Below are 21,123 nucleotides of genomic sequence, written 5' to 3' on the forward strand. Positions count from 1 at the left end.
GCATTTCCGAATGCAATTTAGGTTAAACTTCCATTAATTTTGAATCCCAATATGACGATTTTTTGTCACATTTTTTTGCAAATTTCATCAATCGTCTGTTTTTTGCAATGATACTGTCATAATTAATCTTTGTAATAAGCCTGTCATAAAATTAAAACGGCCTGCCGTTACCTACAATAGGATATTGCGTTGTGAAAGATGACTACATTTTAATCGTCGATGATGAACTTCCCATTCGAGAAATGATTCACACCTCGTTGGATATGGCAGGCTTTCAATGCTTACAAGCCGAAGATGCAAAACAAGCCCACCAAATGATTGTGGATCAGCGTCCTGCTTTGATCTTGCTCGACTGGATGATGCCTGGTGGTGTCAGTGGTGTAGACTTATGTCGTCGTCTCAAGCGCGATGAAAATCTCTCTGAAATTCCCGTCATTATGCTCACGGCACGTGGCGAAGAAGACCATAAAGTACAAGGTCTAGACGCCGGTGCAGATGACTACATGACTAAACCGTTTTCGACCCGCGAATTGGTTTCACGTATTAAAGCGGTTTTACGCCGCGCTAACGCGCTCAGTGGTGAAAAATCGATTGATGCCAATGGCTTAATCTTAGACCCTGTCAGCCAACGGGTCAGCTTTGGCAATAATTTCCTCGACATGGGGCCAACCGAGTATCGTTTATTGGCCTTCTTCATGACTCATCCTGAGCGTGCCTACACCCGTGCACAACTTCTTGACCAAGTCTGGGGCGGAAACGTGTATATTGAAGACCGTACCATCGACGTGCATATTCGCCGCTTACGTAAAGTGCTTGAGCCTTATGCTGCAGATCGTTTTGTGCAAACAGTTCGGGGTACAGGCTATCGATTCTCTACACGTGCGGATATCGCCCTAGGTTAATTTTGTTTTATGTATGAACCCTACCCGGTCCCTGAACTTGCACGCGAGCATAAAAAAACGCGATACAGCAGTTTATGGGGCTTTGCCAAACAGGACTTACGTCTCCTTGCCTTTTTCTTGCTGATTGCAAGCTTGATTGGCTTTGGCGTCGGTTATTTTTGGACGTGTATCTCCTTTGCCTTTGCCGTTTTTTTTATTCTGCAAATGCGCTCTTTGTATTTGGTCAATGACTGGATTTCCAATCGTCCCTACGAAGTTCCACCCAACCTGGGGGGCATTTGGGGGGCATTATTATTCAATGTCTATCGTGCACAGCGCCAAGAACGGATTGTACAAGCAGAAATGGTCGGGTTGATTGATCGGGCGCAGTCATCATTGGTCGCTTTGCAAGAAGCCGTGGTGCTGATCGATGACATGCAACAAATTGAATGGTGGAACCCTGCCGCAGAACGGTTATTAGGCATCGAACAAAATGACCGTGGCCGTAATATTTTGACTTTATTACGCCAACCAAGTTTTGTGGATTATTACAATAATATTGATGCGGCACCAGATGGCTTAAAAATGAAGTCATCCAGTTTTGATGAACATTATGTTCAAGTCAAAATGACTCGATTTGGTGGTGAAAGTCGCTTACTGGTCGCCTATGACGTGACCCGCATGCACAATCTCGAACAAATGCGTAAAGACTTTGTCGATAACATTTCACATGAACTACGCACACCACTCACAGTACTCAGTGGTTATATTGAGACCTTTACCGACCAAGAAGACCTCAACCCACGTTGGAAGCGGGCCTTTGACCAAATGCAGGCACAAGCCAAACGCATGAATGCCTTGGTGAATGATTTGTTGTTACTGTCACGCCTAGAAAATGACAAGCAAATTGCTAAAAATCAAATCATTGACATGCCTAGCTTAATGAACCAACTTTATGACGATGCACATGCCTATAATATTGATTATGGGCATACGCTCAATCTCGATATCGACAGTCACTGTGACTTAATCGGTTCAGATATGGAGTTGGCCAGCGCTTTTAGTAATCTGATTACCAATGCCATCAAATACACGCCGAAAGGCGGAACGGTGACCATGGGTTGGCATGACAATGGTGAACAGGCTTATTTTACTGTGGAAGATACTGGTATCGGCATTGATCCTAAGCACCTACCCCGTTTAACCGAACGCTTCTACCGTGTTGACAGCGCGCGCAGTCGACAAACGGGTGGCACAGGCTTAGGACTCGCAATTGTGAAACACGTGTTAATGCAACACCAAGCACATTTAGAAATTGAATCCAAAGAAAATCAGGGCTCTATTTTTAAAGTGATTTTTCCCAAAGAACGCACCTATAATCCTGAATAAACCTTTCTTCAGAAACATAAAAAAAGCACCGATATCGGTGCTTTTTTGTCTCTCACTGTCCGTTTAACAAGGACGGTGACCGAGAGCTGAAACGATTAAACTGTATGTCCCATCGCTTCACCCATGACCACAGTCGAGTTGGCTTTAAAGGCGGCATCCCACGTCATTTTGTCTTTTTCAAACAGTACCACAGCTGTTGAGCCTAAGTAAAAGCGCCCCAGTTCGGCACCTTTGTCCAAGAATAAATTATGCTGATTTAGCTCTAAACGACCAGTTGGCTTCACTTTTCCTGTTGCAACAGTTTCAATCCCCGCCACAATCATGGCGCCAACGAGGACCACGGCCATACGGCCGATTTCCGTATCAAATAAACAGACCATCCGTTCATTGCGGGCAAACAGGCCTGGAATATTTTCAGCAGTGGTTTGATTGACCGAGAACAATTCACCCGGCACATATAAGGTTTCCGTCAATGTGCCTGCAAATGGCATATGCACACGGTGATAATCTTTAGGCGATAAATACACTGTTGCAAACTGACCATTTTTAAACGGTTCAGCCAACTGCGGATCTGCAATTAAATTATCAACGGTGAATTTTTGTCCTTTGGCTTGGAAAATATCCCCTTCCACAATTGGACCCAACTGTGAAATTGCACCGTCCGCAGGCGATACAATACTGGTCGCATCGGTATCAATATCACGTACACCCTCTTTTAATGCACGGGTAAAAAACTCATTAAAGGACTTAAACTTCAGTGCATTGCTCTGCTCAGCAATCGACATATCAATGCCGTACTGCGCTTTAAATGCAGTGATGACCGCATTTTTCACAATCGGATTTTCGCTGGCTGCGACTCTGCCCACGACACGTGATAACTGATGTTGGGGTACAACACGTTGAGCTTGAATGAAAATTTGTTTTTTTAAGCGTGATGTGAGGCTCAAGACGGCATCTCTCCGGTAATGATAGGACTGTCGAGGCGGTTGCCCCATTCACTCCACGCACCGTCATACGCCTGAATATTCCAACCCAATAAACGACCTAAAATATAAGCCAGTCCTGAGCGGTGATGTGACTGACAGTACACCACCACAGGTTCATTTAAGTTAAAACCCAATTGTTCTAAGCGTTGCTGCGTGCGTTCTAAAGGGTGCAATCTTAAATGATTTTCACGGTTAAGGGCAGTACTCCATTCAAAATGTAGTGCATTTGGAATGTGACCGCCGCGTCGCGCTGCAAGACGCAGGCCGGTATATTCGTCTTCTGTGCGGCAGTCCCAGAGTTGGACTTGGCTACTTTGAACTTTCTCTAATAACTCAGCATATTCAATTCGATACTGCTGTATTTTGGCTTGATCGACCTGTACTAAAGCACGGACAGGTTCAAACTGTTCCACTTCAGAAGTGGTTGGAAGTCCTGCTGCAAGCCATGCATGAATTCCACCATTCAGCAGGCTGGTATTTTCAAAACCCAAGCAGTGTAAATTCCAAATCAAACGCCCTGCCCAAGCGCCACCTTCATCATCGTAAACCACCACATGATGCTCGGGTGAAATATTCAAATAACGAATCAGCTCTTGTAAACCGTCTACATCAGGAAGTAGACCGGTGGCTTGTTCATCTTGGCGCACCAAAAATTTCGGCTTTAAATGCAAAGCATGTGGAATATGCAATTGGTCATAGACTGAAGCACGGCTTAAATCGACGATGCGTAATTTGTCATTCCCTAAATGCGGAACCAACTGCTCTGCGTCTATCAACAAGCCAAAATCAAAGGCAGAATGTGTCATATTATTTCGTATATTTTCAGATCATGCTTTGATCTTAGCACAACTCATTTTTACAATTATTCTGATTTTTTGCATTCTTTTAGCAGAATTAGAGATATCACTATTCACCAGTTTTTTAATGCGCAATGCCAGAACGGATTCTGGCATGGTATATATTCTGGATTAATTGACTTCTGCTTCAGCAATCTCAAAAACCTGACGTAAATACGCCAAAAAGGTGTCGTTATCCGTCATAGTTTTACCCGGACTGTCCGAGATTTTCGCAACCGACTGACCATTACACTCGACTAGCTTGAGCACAATATTTAAAGGGGTTTGTCCCATATCATTGGTCAAATTGGTGCCAATCCCGAAGCTGACTTGGAAACGGTCTTTGAAATAATTGTGCAGATCCCACGCTTTCTCTAAATTCAGTCCATCACTAAAGGTCAGCATTTTGGTTTTACTGTCAATTTTCAACTTTTTATAGTGGGCATAGGCCTTATCGCCCCATTCATACGGGTCACCACTGTCATGGCGCAAGCCATCGAACAATTTGGCAAAGTACAAGTCAAAATCACGCAGGAATGCGTCCATCCCCACCACATCCGTCAAAGCAATACCTAAATCACCACGGTACTCTTGTACCCAGGTTTCCAGTGCTGATTTTTGGAAATTACGTAAACGTACATCCAACGCTTGGAATGCTTGTAGGAATTCATGTGCCATGGTGCCAATCGGGGTTAGGCCCAATTGCTTCGCAATTAAGACATTACTGGTACCACGGAAAATATGCGGTGCAGCTTGATTAAACACTTCAATCACATGTTTTTGCCACGCCAAACTATAGCGGCGCCGCGTACCAAAATCAGAGACTAAAAATGGGGGATCATTTGGCGTTTGCGATGTTTCATAGTGTTTTAATAATGCCACTTTGGCCTGTAAGCGACGTTCGCCCTCAACCATGACCTCTTCACTTCGAATACGGCGGAAATACAGCTCATTGACGATAGCAAGCACAAAAATTTCAAACATCATGGCTTGAACCATCGGCCCTTCAATCCGAATGTCTAAACGGCCTTGGTGATCAATACTGGCCACAATAAAACGGCGTTTGAGCTGAAACAATTCTAAATAATCGACAAAATCACTTTTGATAAAGCGCAAACCACGCAGGTATTGCAGCTCATCGTCTTGAAAACGTAATTGGCAGAGCAAATCTAATTGGTGATTTAAATCATCGAGAATGTCGACCAAAGGATAGACGGTGTCATCCAAATTGCGACAACGGAACTGGTACACACTATGCGCTTGGGGAAACTTATGCAGGACCACCTGTAGCATCGTAAATTTGTACAGATCAGTATCTAATAAGGATTGGATGATGGCAGACATATCATTTTCGGTTTTTAGCAACTTATTGCATTAAAGCACATTTTTTTAAGCTGCATAGCCATGTTTTGGTAATTCGGTCTTGCTATTCGACCAATTACTCGGGACATTTCTTGTTTCTCTTGATTCAGAATCCAAGTGTTGATGTCTTTATTGTATCGCTCTTGGCCTATGTTCTTTTACTTAAACATTGCTATGGATATCAACGCAACGGCCTTGTTTTTTCAATCGATGTCTCTCCTGCCCTGCACTAGGTTTGCTACAATTTCAGTCTGCACAATCAAATAGTAGATAGAATCAGTCATGCGGGCCTTATTACAACGCGTTCTCGAAGCCAAAGTGGTGGTCGATGGTGAAACCACAGGCGAAATTCAACACGGTATCTTGGTTTTCTTAGGTCTTGGGAAAGAAGACACTTTAGACAAAGGCAAAAAAATGATCGATAAAATTTTAAAGTATCGTTTTTTTGACGACGAACAAGGCAAAATGGGCTGGAATGTCAGCCAAGCCGGTGGGGGTATTCTTCTGGTTTCGCAGTTCACCTTAATGGCGCAAACCCAAAAAGGCTTACGCCCTGACTTTGGACCAGCCATGCCACCAAATGATGCTGAGGCTTTATACGAACAACTGGTTGAATATGCCAAGACCCAGTTTGAGCATGTGCAAACCGGTATTTTTGCTGCCGACATGAAAGTACATTTGGTCAATGATGGACCCGTGACTTTCAATTTAGAAGTCGAATAAAAGCACCATGCATAAAAAAGCCCTCTATCGAGGGCTTTTTTATGCATGGTGCTCAATCTGCCTTTTATAAAGGAGACGGAATCGAGACGTTTAAAAAATCTTTTTACTTACCTGTTTTTTCTTTCAAAAATGCGCGAGCGGCTTTAATTTTTGCTTTCACAGGCTTTGGTAGCTTGGGTGGAACCAATTTTGCAACTTGGTTAAACCAAACTAAGAGACCAAAATCACCTTCCATTTTAATGCTGCCGTTTTGCATGCCCGTCATAAATGCGGTTGGGTCACCTTTGATTAAAGTTTTCACACCCTGCTCACTGTCCGCAAACTGTAAAATAAAATCGGCTTTTTCAGCATCACCTGAAACGGTATCAATCTGACCATTGTTCACAATAATTTGGCGCGCCATACCCAGATCCGTACCAATTTGAATACGGAACTGACGTTCATGAACTAATTCAATAAATTTTGGACTGGTACGCGCCAGCTGTTTCATACGAAGTGCCAAACCTGTAACCATTAAATCCAGCGGATCCGTGCTGACATCAACCAATGGAAGTTTAACCACAGGAATTGAAGATAGTTTCATGACATGAAAGCCTATTGTAATTGTTGATAAATTGACTGTTTTCAATGCTACCACAAGTTGCCATTTTTACCGCTAGGCTTTGTATAACAATCATGTAAGAACGTAAAAAAGATGCTCTAGGCATCTTCTTTTACGGTATGAGGTTATGACTTAGCGGCTAGAACACTGCTGTTGGTCATCTTCATATACAGGTGTATGTTCAATACAACGGCGCTGCGCCAGTGCACGTTCTGCGCGACGATCTTCACGTAGAAGCAACATCGTCACAATAAGCATCGCTGAAGTTAAAGCAGTTAAGTAGCTATAAGTGATCGGCATTTCAAACACTGCTTGCACACCTAGGCGAATGACTTCCAATATTCCCCAAAACACCATACCCGCCACCATAAAACTCAACCAGCGACGATAAGGCGAAAAGAAAACAGCAATTAACGCAGCGGCGACTAAACTTAAGCCAACGATGGTTGCTAAATTCGCTGTTACCATAAAAACCTCCGTCTAAGATAAATTCAGGCAACTGGTACACTGTGCTGAACTCATCCCCGATACCGTTTAAAATTAATGGATTGTGTAGCTTTCAAACTCTATGCATGCATTATGAGCAGTTTTGAAAAGAAAAAAAGGCTTGTATTTTTAGAATGCGACATACCTTGTCGCCATATTATATTGTCATTACATTTTTTTAGATTTGAACTTTTCCAAAACAAAGACGCGCTCAGTCTTGGCGTGTCATTACAAAATAAAACCCGTATTTTCAGCGCTTAAAAATATTTTTTCCAATTCTGTTGATCGTTGTTTTTATCGACATTTTTCACTGACCGCTCATCGTTTTTCGCTTAAATTTGCAACAAAAAAACGCAGCTCAAAGGCTGCGTTTTTAATAACACCGAGATGCTTTAAGCACGATTTAAATCTTTATCGTGCACACCCAATAAATACAACACCCCATCTAAGCCAACACTTGAAATGGCTTGATTGGCGTTTTGTCTCACCAGCGGTTTCGCACGGAAAGCGACACCTAGGCCAGCAATCGACAGCATCGGTAAATCATTCGCACCATCGCCCACTGCAATCGCCTGCTCAAGAGAAATGCCCATCTTATCGGCTAACTCACGTAATAATAGTGCCTTACGTGCACCATCGACGATGTGACCTTTAACTTCGCCCGTCACCACCCCATTTTCAACGTCTAAGACATTGGCATGGACTTCATCAATACCAAGTTTGGCTTGTAGATACTCTGCAAAGTACTGAAAACCACCTGATAAAATAGCCGTGCGGTAGCCTAATGCTTTTAAAGTTGAAATTAAGCGTTCAGCACCTTCTGTAACGGTCAGACGTTCTGCAATTTTAGGTAGGACAGAGGCATCCATCCCTTTGAGCAGTGCGACACGTGCACGAAAGCTTTGTTGGAAATCTAGCTCACCCTGCATTGCACGTTCCGTAATTTCAGCGACTTGTGCACCGACACCCGCTTCAATCGCCAACTCATCAATCACTTCTTGCTCGATTAAAGTTGAGTCCATGTCAAAACACACCAAACGGCGGTTACGACGGTAGGCATTATCTTCTTGTACCGCCACATCCACATTCAGTTCATGTGATAAACGTAAACAGGCTGCACGCATGGCTGCGGCATCCAGCATTTGACCACTTAAACCAAATTGAACACAGGCGCGTTTCGGCCCATCGACTTCGCCATTTAAGACTGGACGACCTGACAAACGGGTCACAGTTTCGATGTTGAAACCTTGGTTAGACACAATATTTGTAACTGCTTGTAAGTGAGATGCCTCAAGCTCTGGCGCTAAAGCCGTGACGATATAACGCGTCCGCCCACCTTCGCTCACCCACTGGTCATATTCAGTTGTAGTGATTGGTTTAAAACGTACAGTTAAACCAATATCATGTGCTAAAATTAGAATTTCCTTCATCGCTAAAGCTGTTGCGGTTTGGTCGTCTGAAGAAATAACAATACCTAAGGTCAATTGGTTATGAATAACTGCTTGTCCGACATCTAAAATTTGTAATGAATGAGTGGACAAAACCTGCATTAATCGAGTGAACTGATTCGGCTGGTCTGGTCCTAAAAATGAAATAAGAATGATTTCTCGCATGAATTGACTCGGGTCTGAGCTACGACTATTGTTAGAATCATAATCGAAATTGAATATATTTTCTTTGGAAGTTTACGTTGAATGCGCCTAGACAAGGGCTATTTGCTAGCCTATTAATTGTAAGTTTTGCTTTACATACCTTTTTATTGGTATTGGCAACGACTCATCAACTGAATGAAAACCGTGCCAACCAAGGCCAACTGATGACCTCTCAATTGGTCACAGACAGTCTTGCAGAGCTGGAGCCTGCCAACACGGTTTCCCTTGCGCTTTTGGTGGATCGCTATGCGACCAACCCAAGCGTAGCTTCCATTCGTATTTTGGATGCCAACAATCAAGTCTTGGCGACAGGTGGCCAAGTTCGAACACGTGATGGCGAAGTGTTTGTCCGTGATGCGCTGCAAAATGAAAAGAAAGTGGGTAGCATTGAAATCACGCTCATTAAACCAAGTATGGGTGAGATTTTACGGACTCAGTGGTTAGCGATTTTATTGTCCTTAGCGATTCATGGCTTACTGTGGTTAGCTTATCGCGCCATTGCGCGCCCAAGCCGTACCGAATATTTGGCACGGATCAATAACGAATCCCGCTTAAAACATGAAATTCAAGTTTTAACCCAAACCCTTGAACAGGAAAAACACCATACGGCGGTCGCGATTGCCCAAGCACAACAACAAATCAAAACCAGTGCGAAGCCTAAAGAGCAGAAACCCGTGATCGTGGATAATCATTCGGTTGCGCTCAATATTCAATTTTATGACCCGAAACAGTTGATGGACTCGGTGAATACAACCGTGTCTATTCCATACTTTAATTTGTGTCAGATTTTCCTCAATAAAAGCACAGAACTTTGTTTAAAACACTACAAACTCAACAGCTCGGACATCACTACAGTTCAATCCTTTAATGAGCATGGTGCCACCCTCAGCATGTCGACAGACACACCTAATGCAGTGCCATGTTTAATGATGGTCAGCAGTGTATTCCAACTGCTATCTGAGGTTTTGTATAAACGTTACCGCGAAGAAAAGCGCTTTGTTTTGCAAACACGTTGTGGCATTTCAACTGCAGTCGATGCAATGCAACTGTCTGCGAATCAAGCTGCTGAGCGTTTGGTCCAACAGTTGTCTGCCAAAGAAAGTGCGGTACATTTAAGTAACGAATTATTGAAAGACATCTCTGAAAGTTACCAATTGGTAAATTTACCTAATCCAACCAATGTCTTGACCCGTCATGCCTTTATGGTCAATGGCATGGGTGCTGAGTCTGCAGAGTTGGCGCAAAGCTTAAGAACGGAAATTTTAAAAGCAAAACAATCTAAAGCCTCTTAACTAAGTCCAACCATAAAAAAAGCCTGACCTACGTCAGGCTTTTTTTATGGCAACTGTTAAATTTTGAGTTGCTTCTGCGCAATTAAATGTTGCTGCGCACTATACCTTTGCTCTGGATCGGTACAGGCCACTTTAAGCCAATGACCATCGGCTTGTAGCTCCCAAGCATTCAAACAATCATTTAAGTAACTGATTAATCCGTCTTTATAAATCTGCTTTTTCAAAACGCGATCTAATATTGGAAAGCAGGTTTCAACACGCGAAAATAAATTACGGCCCATCCAGTCTGCGCTGGCACAGTACAGCTTTTTCTCACCGCCATGCTCAAAACAATACACTCGGGTGTGTTCCAAAAAACGGCCCACAATCGAACGCACTCGGATATTCTCAGACATGCCTTGGACCTGTGGAATCAAACAGCAGATCGAGCGGATAATCAGATCAACCTGTACCCCTGCTTGTGATGCACGATACAGTGCAGCAATTAACTGAGGCTCTGTCAAAGCATTGACTTTAATGATGATACGCGCCTTTTGACCGGCTTGTGCAAACTGAATTTCTTGCTCAATCAGTTTTAACAGTTCACTGTGTAACGTAAAAGGCGCATGTAACAACGCCTTCAATTTGGCCATTTTGCCCATCCCCGTCAGTTCTTGGAACATACGATGTACATCTTCACAAATATCAGGCTGTGTGGTCATCAACCCATAATCAGTATACATACGCGCATTGCCCGCATGATAATTGCCTGTGCCCAGATGGGCATAACGGATCAACTGAGCATTTTCACGGCGTACGATCAAAATCATTTTGGCATGGGTTTTATAACCGACAATGCCATACACCACCACCGCGCCCGCTTCTTGCAAAATATTGGCCACGGTAATATTCGACTCTTCATCAAAACGCGCCCGCAACTCAATCACGGCTGTGACTTCCTTGCCATTTCGTGCTGCTTCTGCCAAGACCTGTACAATTTCAGAGTCAGGTCCACTGCGGTAAAGGGTTTGTTTAATCGCCAGCACATTTGGGTCTTTCGCTGCTTCTTTTAATAAACCAATCACAGGCTGAAAAGAATCAAAAGGATGATGCAACAATACATCCTGTGCTTTTAAGGTATCAAAGGTACTTTTTTGTTTACGCAAAACTTTGGGAATGACTGGAATAAACACTGTATGCTTTAATTCAGGCCGGTCACAACTGGTGCTGAGGCGTGAAAGATTGATCGGCCCATCAATGCGATAAAGCTCCTGCTCGGTTAAATCAAACTCCTTAAGCAAATAATCAATCACCGTTTCGGGGCAGTCATCTTCGATTTCTAAACGCACCGCACGACCAAAACGGCGTGAAGACAGCTCATCTTTCAATGCCACCGCCAAATCATCAACATCTTCCGACAAAATCAGATCGGCATTACGCGTCACACGAAAAGCATAACAACCCGTGGCTTTCATCCCCGGAAACAGATCACTGATGTGCTGCTGAATCATTGCGGTTAAAAAAATCTGCGTGTCGATATTGCCTGCCACGTTTTTCGGCATCTGAATTAAACGCGGTAATGAGCGCGGTGCAGGGACAATCGCCATTTCAATGCTTCGTCCAAAAGCATCTTTACCTTGTAAACTCACAATGAAATTCAGACTTTTATTCACGAGGCGAGGAAAAGGATGTGACGGATCTAAGCTGATTGGGGTCAAAACCGGTTGAATTTCTCTGGCGAAATATTCTGCAATCCACGCTTTATGTTTTTCTAAAATATCTTGGAACTGGATGAACTGAATGCCTTGTGCTTGTAACTCAGGCAAAATCGAATGATTTAAAACTTCAAACTGTTTTTTAACGGCACGATGAATGGATTGGGACAGGTCTTCTAATATCACTTCAGTGGGAACAGCATCAGGGGTTCGTGCTATCACATTCATATCGCGTTGTTTCATTAAGCCCGCAATACGAATTTCAAAAAACTCATCTAAATTACGTGAAAAAATAATTAAAAAAGTTAAGCGCTCCAGCACAGGCAAACTCGGATCTAATGCTTGTGCTAAAACCCGCTGATGAAACTCAAATAACGATAGCTCTCGGTTAAAATACGTCGCCGATGAATGCTGAAAATTATCCATACCCTCTCAATGCTGTTTGCAACAGTCTGTTATGAAGTGTTTGGCAGGGATGTTAGGTAGTCTTTATGACAGTTTAGTTACAACCTCATGCCAAATAGAAAATTCATCCTGACTTTATGCTTAAAGCTGCAACAGCGTACAGTATTCAAACCGACATATGTTCCTTTTCACTTTTTTCTTTGGCTGTAGCGTCTGCTTTCGCGGCCCAATAACTGGCTAAAATTGGCCCTGAAATGTTATGCCACAAACTAAAGATTGCGCTGGGTACAGCCGTAATTGGCGAAGCGGCAAAATGTACAGCTGCCAAAGCCACGCCTAGTCCTGAGTTTTGCATACCAACCTCAATCGAGACCGCTTTACAGTCGGCATGTGGCAAGTGAAACATCCGTGCAGCTCCAAAGCCAAGTAAATAACCAATCGCGTTATGTAATGCCACCACAGCTAAAATCAATAAGCCTGATTCTAAAATTTGTGCTTTTGAGCCGCCAATAATCGCTGCCACAATCAGCACAATCGCCACTACAGAAATTAAGGGCATCACCGAAATATAGCTTTCGACTTTCTGTTTCAGCACGGCACGTACCACCAGCCCTAAAATAATCGGGAACAGAACCACCTGTAAAATTGAACTCAGCATCGACCATGCATTAATTTCAATCCATTGGCTGGCCAACAGATAGAAAATCGCGGGAGTCAGAACAGGCGCCAATAAGGTCGATACCGTAGTACATGCGACAGACAAAGCCGTATTGCCTTTCGCCATATAAGTAATCACATTGGATGCTGTGCCACCCGGACAGCAACCCACCAAGATCACCCCGATCGCAATTTCAGTCGGCAAGCGAAACAATAAACACAACAGATAAGCCACGCTTGGCATCACCACAAACTGAGCTGCTACCCCAATTGCAACCGCTTTAGGGCTTTGCATCACCCCTTTAAAATCATCCAATGTCATGGTCATGCCCATACCAAACATGATTAGACCCAACATCCATGTGATATAAGCTTTCATCCAAACAAAAGTTTCAGGGCTCAGGAGCGCAATGCCTGCAAATAACACGACCCATAGAGCAAAGGTTTTTTGAATCCAAGCGGTAAATTTTAAAAAAGTGCCCATGACCTTTCCCTACTGCATGTTTTTATAATGTCGATATTGGTGATTGAGGTGAGCCGATTGGCTCAGCGCATCAATTCACGGCATATTGTTGCACAATATCTTTGCAATACAGACGTTTCACACCATGGGCCAGCATTTCTTGCCATGCATGTTGTAAAGAACCATGTAAATCAATACCTTTGGTGGCATCAGCAATCACATAAGTTTGAAAACCGAGTTTGCAGGCATCTATTGCCGTCCATGCCACACAAAAGTCAGTTGCAATCCCAACAATAAACACGGTATCAATCCCACGCTCTCTTAAATAGCCTGCGAGTCCCGTTTGGGTTTTATGATCGGCTTCTAAAAAAGCAGAATAACTATCAATGTGCGCATGACATCCTTTACGAAGGATCAACTGCGCTTTGGCAAGGTCAAGATCGGGATGCAGTTCAGCATCCTGTGTGCCTTGTACACAGTGACGTGGCCAGAGTACTTGTGTGCCATAGTCTAATTCAATGGTTTGAAAGGCCTGTTGATCGGGATGGTTGTCTGCAAAAGAAACGTGATTTTCAGGATGCCAATCTTGGGTGAGTACAATAGTGTCAAAATAAGCGCCAAGCTGATTAATTTTAGGAATAATTTGATCTGATCCTGCTACCGCTAAATTTCCACCAGGCGTAAAACCATTTTGTACATCCACCACAATCAATGCCATATTCTTCTGCATTCTTCTCTGTCCTTTTAGTTCTGCGCTCGAAGGCCAAGCTTAGCTTAATTTATAAAACAGTATTCATCCTCACGGGTCAAAACTAAATGACTACAACCTTGAGTGCAATGGGTATTGCGGCAAATTGAAGCAAAAATAAAATATAGAACAAAATGTTGGACATTGATCTATAACATTAAAAGGACGATGTCGTCGCTGTTTAGAGAAATCGTGTAAGCGTTAAAAGCACTTCAATCCTGACCTTGCATCCCAATATTCCGTTTGATCGGGTTCTAAGCCTCAATTGAAATGAAGAGATTCTTTCTTTAAATACCTCAATCCGCGGCCATAGGTTATGCAAAACGCCCTTTTCAGATGCAAAATAAGATGCTTTTCTTTGTCTACCATTTGAACAAGCTGTATTTTTGTAGCGAAAGATAAAGTTTTTATACACTTTGACTAAAGCATATTGTTCTTCATGTTGTGTTCGTTCATAATTTGCATAAGCATTATTCAATGCATCAGCGCTTTGAAAATGCTATAAATTAAAATACGCACCCATCCAATCTTATGTTTTTCTGGCCTAACTGGATGGACAAATAGGATATTTTTTTAAAATGACTCAGCAAGCACAGACCATCCAAGGCTCAATTGTCGCAATCGTCACCCCTATGTTTGAAGATGGCAGCGTAGATTGGAAGGGTCTAGAGAAGCTCGTTGAGTGGCACATCGCACAAGGCACAAATAGCATTGTTGCTGTCGGTACAACGGGTGAAGCGTCTACTCTAAGCATGAAAGAGCATACACAAGTGATTAAAGAAATCATTCGTGTCGCAAACAAACGCATCCCTATTATTGCGGGTACTGGCGCGAATTCAACGCGTGAAGCCATCGAGTTGACTAAAGAAGCCAAAGAACTCGGTGCAGATGCTGCTCTTCTGGTTACCCCTTATTATAATAAACCGACCCAAGAAGGCTTATATCAGCACTATAAAGCTATTGCTGAAGCTGTTGATCTTCCTCAAATTCTGTATAACGTACCTGGTCGTACGGGTGTCGATATGGCGAATGAAACAGTTATTCGTTTGGCCGATATTCCTCAAATTGTGGGCATCAAAGATGCCACAGGTGATGTCCCGCGTGGTCAAGCACTGCTCGAAGGCCTTGCTGGCAAAGCGATGACCGTCTATTCAGGTGATGATGCAACGGCTTATCAACTGATTCTGTCGGGAGCAAAAGGCAATATTTCTGTGACTGCAAACGTTGCACCCAAAGAAATGAGCGATGTTTGCGCGGCTGCACTGGCAGGCGAAGCTGAACAAGCTGAAAACCTAAATACCCAAGTTGCAAATTTACACGAAATTCTATTTTGCGAATCAAACCCAATTCCTGTGAAATGGGCACTTCATGAAATGGAGTTAATCGAAACGGGTATTCGTTTACCATTAACACCACTTGCAGAACAATATCGCACACCGCTCCGTGAAGCACTCACAACGGCGGGTGTCATTAAATAAAGAGCACATCAATATGCAATTACGTTTAGGTCTTACTCTCGCACTTTCAGTCGTCAGTTTAGCGGGTTGTAGTTCCCTTGCAGTCAATAACGGTAGTTTGGACTATAAAGAAACAGCAACCTTAGAACCTCTTAAGTACCCTGAAGGCTCTATGGTTCGACCTGCAACGCCGTTGTATCCAGCTCCAACGGTTGAAGCACTCGCTCTTGAACATGCACCTGTACTTGAAAACAAGCGCGGAAACCGTTTTGCAATGCCGCGCCCTCAAGCTGCTCAAGTCATGTCGAATGCAGAATCAACGGAAACAGTTGATACAGCTGTGAGTCGCCCTCAATTGATTATTGACGGAAATAAGAATCCGCTGCTCAAAATTGAGGGAAATTCTGCTACAATTTGGCAATATACGCTTGCCACCCTCAGCAGCCTCAACCATCAAATTGTTGGTCAAAGCAAAAATGGTTATGAAGCAACCATTAAAATCGATCAACAGGTCTATGTGTTAAGACTGACCGCGGTCGGCAGCAGCAACAACCTCGCTGTGTTCAATGCCGATAACAGTTTTGCAGCGCCTGAAAAAGCCACAGAATTGTTAACCCAGATTTACCAAAATTGGCCAGCCTAGTCGTACTAGGCATTTTTTTTTGAAAAAGGTTCCCTCATGTTAAAACAAACCTTGCTCTATACTGGTAAAGCGAAATCTGTCTATGAAACAGACAGTGCAGACCACCTGATTTTAGTCTTTCGTGATGATGCTTCGGCATTCAATGGTGAAAAGATCGAACAACTAGATCGTAAAGGTAAGGTGAACAACCGTTTTAACGCCTTTATCATGGATAAATTGGCTGCGGCTGGCATTGAGACTCACTTTGAAAAACTTCTTTCTCCAACAGAAGTTCTAGTGAAAAAACTCAGCATGATCCCTGTTGAATGTGTAATCCGTAATTATGCAGCAGGTTCTTTATGCCGTCGCTTAGGTGTAGAAGAAGGCAAGGAATTAACACCGCCGACTTTTGAATTATTCTTCAAAGATGATGCACTTGGCGACCCAATGGTCAATGAGTCTCAAGCAATTGCTTTAGGTTGGGCAACTGCTGAGCAACTTGAGCAAATGAAAGTCCTCACTTACCAAGTGAACGAAGTTCTTAAAAACTTATTTGACCAAGGTGGCATGCTACTTGTAGACTTCAAACTTGAGTTTGGTGTATTCCATGACCGTATTGTTCTTGGTGATGAGTTCTCTCCAGACGGTTGTCGTCTATGGGACAAAGAAACCAAGAAAAAACTCGACAAAGACCGTTTCCGTCAAGGTTTAGGCGGTGTGGTTGAAGCGTATGAAGAAGTTGCTGCACGTTTAGGTATCGACCTTTCTGATATCTAATCAGTTACAGATTCAAGAAAACCGAGCCTAAACGCTCGGTTTTTTTGTTTTCAGCTCCATAGCTATTACAGTACTTCAGTTTATTTGTGAGCTATTCAACACTGAAAAATAGTCTTGTAAAACACTGAGCCACTGTTAAAAAATCAACAATCCTGTACGTCATAGCGCACAAGACTTCAGGTATATTTCAGCTATGTCTCAACTTCATTTTTTAATATGATAAAAACATATGAACAGGACGTTCTCAGATAAAAATTATTCCAACCGAAAAAATACCCTTATTTCCTCATCTCTCATGGCGACAAGATCCATCGATCCCCTAAGAGCAGAAAACTGGTATAGATGTTGCTTTTATTCAAAAGTACTCAGTAGGGTAAGTTCTATCTTCGTCTTATTTCTTAGATTTGATTTTTTACGGATGGCTATATTTAAAATGAAAAACTGGCAAAAAAAATTACTACTTTCCACTACATTCGTAGCCGTAGCACTGAGCAGTACTGTCCAAGCAAAAGAATGGAAAACCATTCGTTTTGGCACAGAATCCGCATATGCACCTTTTGAATATAAAACACCAGACAATAAGCTGGTCGGTTTTGACATCGACTTGGGCAATGCCATTTGTGCCAAATTAAAAGCCAAATGTGTGTGGGTAGAAAACTCCTTTGATGGGATGATTCCTGCACTCAAAGCGAAGAAATTCGACGGTATTCTGTCTTCAATGACAGTTACTACAGATCGCGCAAAACAAATCGCGTTTAGTAATAAAATTTACAACACGCCTACCCGCATGGTTGCAAAGAAAGGCTCTCCTTTACTCCCTACGCCTGCATCCCTAAAAGGCAAACGTGTGGGTGTACAACAAGGTACGATTCAAGAAGGCTATGCAAAAGCCTATTGGGCGCCTAAAGGTGTGAATGTAGTTCCTTATCCAAACCAAGACGTGCTTTACCAAGACATGGTTTCGGGACGTCTAGATGCAACATTACAAGATGCGATTATGGTCGATGCTGGTTTCCTAAAATCGGCGAAAGGCAAAGGCTTTGCTTTTGCAGGCAATAATGTGGTCGATGCCAAAACACTCGGTGTGGGTGCTGCAATCGGCTTACGTAAAGAAGATGTCGATCTGAAAAAGAATATTGATAAAGCGTTAGCTGAAATTATTGCCGACGGTACCTATAAGAAACTCGAGAAAAAATACTTCTCCTTCAGCATTTATTAATCTATAGGGTGTCGGTTCAACACCGACACCCTATATATATTGCTGATTTATAAAATTTTATATTTTTACTCGGAGAAACTGAGTATGTTTCTGTCTGGCTATGGTCCCGTATTACTCAGTGGCACTTGGATGACCATACAGCTTGCTTTGTTATCACTGGTACTTTCGATCATTATTGGATTGTTTGGGGCAAGTGCCAAACTCTCTCGTATTCAAATCTTACGTCACGTTGCAACTCTCTATACCACGCTCATTCGTAGTGTTCCTGATCTAGTGATCATGTTGTTGTTGTTCTATAGCCTGCAACTTGGATTGAACTTGATTACCGAATCGATCCATATGGAGCAAATTGACATCAATCCCTTTGTGGCAGGGGTGATTACTTTAGCCTTTATTTATGGGGCCTATTTTACGGAAACCTTCCGTGGAGCATTTCAAGCCGTCCCCAAAGGTCAACTTGAAGCTGCATATGCCTATGGCATGACCCCATTTCAAGTCTTCAGGCGTGTCCTCTTTCCACAAATGATGCGCTTTGCCTTACCTGGGATTGGCAATAACTGGCAAGTCCTGATTAAAGCCACCGCCTTGGTGTCCTTAATTGGTTTGACCGACATCGTCAAAATTACCCAAGATGCAGGTCGAAGCAGCATGCAAGTGTTCTATTTCAGTATTGTTGCAGCCGTCATTTATCTGGCCATCACCACCCTTTCGAATTTGATTCTCATGTGGCTGGAACGTCGTTATTCTGCTGGTGTGAAAAAGGGACAACTATGATTGAAATTATTCAACAATACTGGCAGTCCTATCTGTGGACCGATGGTTTTCAAATGACTGGGGTCGCCATGACCGCGTGGCTACTGGTCTTATCGATTGCGATTGGTTTTGTTCTGGCTGTGCCTTTGTCAATTGCTCGAGTTTCTGAGCATGCTTTTTTACGTGCACCTGTTTGGTTTTTTACCTATATTTTCCGTGGTACACCGTTATATGTGCAGCTGCTGATTATTTATACTGGGATTTATAGCCTCGAATTTGTCCATGCCCATGAACGGCTCGATGAGTTTTTTAGAGAAGGGCTCAATTGCACCATTTTAGCGTTTGCACTCAATACAGCGGCTTATACCACTGAAATTTTTGCAGGGGCGATACGTTCGATTCCCTACGGCGAGATTGAGGCGGCAAAAGCCTTTGGCATGTCACCTTGGAAACGCTATACCCGTATTATTATTCCATCTATGCTACGCCGAGCATTGCCGTTTTATGGCAATGAAGTCATTTTGATGCTGCATGCAACCACCATTGCCTTCACTGCAACCGTGCCTGATATTCTCAAAATTGCACGGGATGTCAATGCTGCCACTTATGCCACGTTTGATGCCTTTGGCATTGCCGCTGTGCTGTATGCCTGTCTGGCATTTATCCTCATTTGGATCTTTCGTAAATTGGAACAACGCTGGTTGGCGTTTTTAAAACCATCGAATCATTAGGAGAAACAATGGAAAATTCAGCAAAACTGGTGATTCGAGACCTTTGTAAAAGTTTTGGCGATCATGAAGTCTTAAAAGGGGTTTCACTTGAGGCACGCGCAGGTGATGTGATTAGTATTATTGGTTCCTCAGGTTCAGGTAAAAGTACCTTTCTTCGTTGCATCAATTTTCTAGAACAACCAAGCCAAGGCAGCATTCAGCTCAATGGTGAACAGTTAGAGACCACTTTAGATAAAAATAGCGATCTCAAAGCGACAAATCCCAAACAACTGCAAAAAATGCGCACCCAACTGATGATGGTCTTTCAACATTTCAATTTATGGTCGCATATGACGGTATTAGAAAATATTATTGAAGGACCCATTCATGTCTTGGGGCTAAAGCGGAGTGAGGCGGAAGAGCGTGCACGAAAATACTTAAGAAAAGTTGGGCTTGCTGAAAGTGTCGAAAAGAAATATCCGTCTTTTTTGTCAGGAGGACAACAACAGCGTGTTGCAATTGCCCGTGCCTTAGCGATGGAACCTGAAGTGATGTTGTTTGATGAACCGACCAGTGCTCTAGACCCTGAACTGGTGGGTGAGGTGTTGAAAGTGATGCAAAGTTTGGCTGAAGAAGGCCGAACCATGATTGTGGTCACCCATGAAATGGGCTTCGCACGCCATGTGTCCAATCATGTCATTTTCTTAGATCAAGGCAGAATTGAAGAACAAGGTGATCCAAAAGAAGTTTTAATTCACCCCAAAAGTGAACGCCTACAACAGTTTTTAGAGGGTAACTTTAAATAATTGAATAGTCTTCAAGAGCTTGATGCAGCAATGATTCAACATTCAATGCTCTGTTGAAAAGATAAAGTGCCTCGTTTGATCTGATCCCGCGAAACTATATGCATTCAGTTAAAAAACCGAGCGGTTTCGCTCGGTTTTTTATCTTCCCACCTAAGCATTTATAGATTGGTGTATCGATTTTTAGTGGTATCCATCACCAAAAAACTGGTGATCGAGCTAATGGATGGAATCGTTCCCAAAACATCAGTATGAAACTTTTTATAAGACTTGATGTCTGCCACTTCAACCCTGAGCAAATACTCAACCAAGCCTGTAATGGTATGACACTCTGTGACTTCATCCGTGTTTAGTCCCGGCATTCCATGTGTCGGGGTTTGGGCTGTCGGTGGTCTTTTCTTACGCAAATATCTGATGAAACCACGCTTTGCCTTGAGCTTTAACATCACGATGGCAATCGCCTTATTGGTCGCTGTGTTACCTGTGGCATTAAAATTGATAAATACGCACATCGGAACATAAAAACGCTACAGTGCTTAAAGACAAAACTGCTCAATGAATGTGACTAAATCCTAAGCCCCAAAAACAAAAAGCCTGATTTATTCAT

Annotated in this window: 21 protein-coding genes; 11 read left to right on the forward strand and 10 right to left on the reverse strand. The window is 42.9% G+C overall.

Annotation, left to right across the window (positions count from 1 at the left end):
• Positions 1-191: 191 nt before the first annotated feature.
• Together phoB and phoR are read left to right on the forward strand one after the other, a co-directional pair.
• A complete protein-coding gene (phoB, locus tag MF4642_RS01915; RefSeq protein WP_004691794.1) occupies positions 192-902 on the forward strand; it encodes a phosphate regulon transcriptional regulator PhoB in 711 nt (236 codons plus the stop codon).
• 9 nt (positions 903-911) lie between these two features.
• Entirely contained in the window at positions 912-2,270 is a 1,359-nt protein-coding gene (gene phoR, locus MF4642_RS01920) for a phosphate regulon sensor histidine kinase PhoR (protein WP_004691795.1), read from the forward strand.
• A gap of 95 nt (positions 2,271-2,365) precedes the next feature.
• Here the strand turns inward: phoR and asd are convergent, their stop codons facing one another.
• The 3 genes from asd to pncB form a co-directional block, all read right to left on the reverse strand.
• Positions 2,366-3,217, reverse strand: a complete 852-nt coding sequence (asd, locus tag MF4642_RS01925; RefSeq protein WP_062031857.1) for an archaetidylserine decarboxylase — start codon at positions 3,215-3,217, stop codon at positions 2,366-2,368.
• A complete protein-coding gene (locus MF4642_RS01930) occupies positions 3,214-4,062 on the reverse strand; it encodes a sulfurtransferase (protein ID WP_078425124.1) in 849 nt (282 codons plus the stop codon). The genes asd and MF4642_RS01930 overlap by 4 nt, the downstream gene beginning before the upstream one ends.
• Positions 4,063-4,224: 162 nt before the next feature.
• Positions 4,225-5,436 carry a nicotinate phosphoribosyltransferase gene (gene pncB / locus MF4642_RS01935; protein ID WP_078425164.1) on the reverse strand — a complete coding sequence of 404 codons (1,212 nt, stop codon included), beginning with the start codon at positions 5,434-5,436 and terminating at the stop codon, positions 4,225-4,227.
• Between the two features lie 300 nt (positions 5,437-5,736).
• Between pncB and dtd the strand changes: the two genes are divergently transcribed.
• Positions 5,737-6,177 carry a D-aminoacyl-tRNA deacylase gene (gene dtd / locus MF4642_RS01940; protein ID WP_078425125.1) on the forward strand — a complete coding sequence of 147 codons (441 nt, stop codon included), beginning with the start codon at positions 5,737-5,739 and terminating at the stop codon, positions 6,175-6,177.
• A 103-nt stretch (positions 6,178-6,280) separates the two neighbouring features.
• On the opposite strand, the gene MF4642_RS01945 is transcribed toward dtd, so the two are convergent.
• From MF4642_RS01945 to serB, 3 genes are all read right to left on the reverse strand, one after another.
• Positions 6,281-6,760 (reverse strand): SCP2 sterol-binding domain-containing protein, encoded by a 480-nt coding sequence (locus tag MF4642_RS01945; RefSeq protein ID WP_004691804.1) that lies wholly within the window; start codon positions 6,758-6,760, stop codon positions 6,281-6,283.
• Between the two features lie 150 nt (positions 6,761-6,910).
• Positions 6,911-7,246, reverse strand: coding sequence for a ciprofloxacin tolerance protein AciT (gene aciT, locus MF4642_RS01950; protein WP_004691806.1), 336 nt, complete (start codon positions 7,244-7,246; stop codon positions 6,911-6,913).
• Positions 7,247-7,656: 410 nt separating this feature from the next.
• Positions 7,657-8,877 carry a phosphoserine phosphatase SerB gene (gene serB / locus MF4642_RS01955; protein WP_005401465.1) on the reverse strand — a complete coding sequence of 407 codons (1,221 nt, stop codon included), beginning with the start codon at positions 8,875-8,877 and terminating at the stop codon, positions 7,657-7,659.
• A gap of 77 nt (positions 8,878-8,954) precedes the next feature.
• On the opposite strand from serB, the gene MF4642_RS01960 reads away from it, so the two are divergent.
• A complete protein-coding gene (locus MF4642_RS01960; RefSeq protein WP_078425126.1) occupies positions 8,955-10,208 on the forward strand; it encodes a hypothetical protein in 1,254 nt (417 codons plus the stop codon).
• 56 nt (positions 10,209-10,264) lie between these two features.
• On the opposite strand, the gene ppk1 is transcribed toward MF4642_RS01960, so the two are convergent.
• From ppk1 to pncA, 3 genes are all read right to left on the reverse strand, one after another.
• Positions 10,265-12,328, reverse strand: a complete 2,064-nt coding sequence (ppk1, locus tag MF4642_RS01965; protein ID WP_078425127.1) for a polyphosphate kinase 1 — start codon at positions 12,326-12,328, stop codon at positions 10,265-10,267.
• Positions 12,329-12,473: 145 nt separating this feature from the next.
• On the reverse strand, positions 12,474-13,448 hold the full coding sequence (locus tag MF4642_RS01970; RefSeq protein ID WP_078425128.1) for a bile acid:sodium symporter family protein: 975 nt from the start codon (positions 13,446-13,448) through the stop codon (positions 12,474-12,476).
• A gap of 70 nt (positions 13,449-13,518) precedes the next feature.
• Entirely contained in the window at positions 13,519-14,157 is a 639-nt protein-coding gene (gene pncA, locus MF4642_RS01975; protein WP_078425129.1) for a bifunctional nicotinamidase/pyrazinamidase, read from the reverse strand.
• A 596-nt stretch (positions 14,158-14,753) separates the two neighbouring features.
• On the opposite strand from pncA, the gene dapA reads away from it, so the two are divergent.
• The 7 genes from dapA to MF4642_RS02010 all read left to right on the forward strand — a co-directional run bounded on the left by dapA (position 14,754) and on the right by MF4642_RS02010 (position 20,519).
• On the forward strand, positions 14,754-15,653 hold the full coding sequence (gene dapA / locus MF4642_RS01980) for a 4-hydroxy-tetrahydrodipicolinate synthase (RefSeq protein WP_039890664.1): 900 nt from the start codon (positions 14,754-14,756) through the stop codon (positions 15,651-15,653).
• A gap of 13 nt (positions 15,654-15,666) precedes the next feature.
• On the forward strand, positions 15,667-16,275 hold the full coding sequence (locus MF4642_RS01985) for a hypothetical protein (RefSeq protein ID WP_005401459.1): 609 nt from the start codon (positions 15,667-15,669) through the stop codon (positions 16,273-16,275).
• A gap of 36 nt (positions 16,276-16,311) precedes the next feature.
• On the forward strand, positions 16,312-17,031 hold the full coding sequence (gene purC, locus MF4642_RS01990) for a phosphoribosylaminoimidazolesuccinocarboxamide synthase (protein ID WP_004691818.1): 720 nt from the start codon (positions 16,312-16,314) through the stop codon (positions 17,029-17,031).
• Positions 17,032-17,464: 433 nt separating this feature from the next.
• On the forward strand, positions 17,465-18,250 hold the full coding sequence (locus tag MF4642_RS01995) for an ABC transporter substrate-binding protein (RefSeq protein ID WP_004691819.1): 786 nt from the start codon (positions 17,465-17,467) through the stop codon (positions 18,248-18,250).
• 84 nt (positions 18,251-18,334) lie between these two features.
• Positions 18,335-19,024 carry an ABC transporter permease gene (locus MF4642_RS02000; protein WP_078425130.1) on the forward strand — a complete coding sequence of 230 codons (690 nt, stop codon included), beginning with the start codon at positions 18,335-18,337 and terminating at the stop codon, positions 19,022-19,024.
• Positions 19,021-19,734 carry an ABC transporter permease gene (locus MF4642_RS02005; protein WP_078425131.1) on the forward strand — a complete coding sequence of 238 codons (714 nt, stop codon included), beginning with the start codon at positions 19,021-19,023 and terminating at the stop codon, positions 19,732-19,734. The genes MF4642_RS02000 and MF4642_RS02005 overlap by 4 nt, the downstream gene beginning before the upstream one ends.
• An 8-nt stretch (positions 19,735-19,742) precedes the next feature.
• Complete coding sequence (locus tag MF4642_RS02010) at positions 19,743-20,519, forward strand: ABC transporter ATP-binding protein (RefSeq protein ID WP_078425132.1); 777 nt, start codon at positions 19,743-19,745, stop codon at positions 20,517-20,519.
• 158 nt (positions 20,520-20,677) lie between these two features.
• Here the strand turns inward: MF4642_RS02010 and MF4642_RS17095 are convergent, their stop codons facing one another.
• Positions 20,678-21,028, reverse strand: coding sequence for an Lrp/AsnC ligand binding domain-containing protein (locus MF4642_RS17095; protein ID WP_227518498.1), 351 nt, complete (start codon positions 21,026-21,028; stop codon positions 20,678-20,680).
• Between the last annotated feature and the right edge of the window lie 95 nt (positions 21,029-21,123).

Origin of the sequence: Acinetobacter sp. MF4642 (assembly GCF_002018925.1) — a bacterium.
GTDB classification, from domain to species: domain Bacteria; phylum Pseudomonadota; class Gammaproteobacteria; order Pseudomonadales; family Moraxellaceae; genus Acinetobacter; species Acinetobacter johnsonii.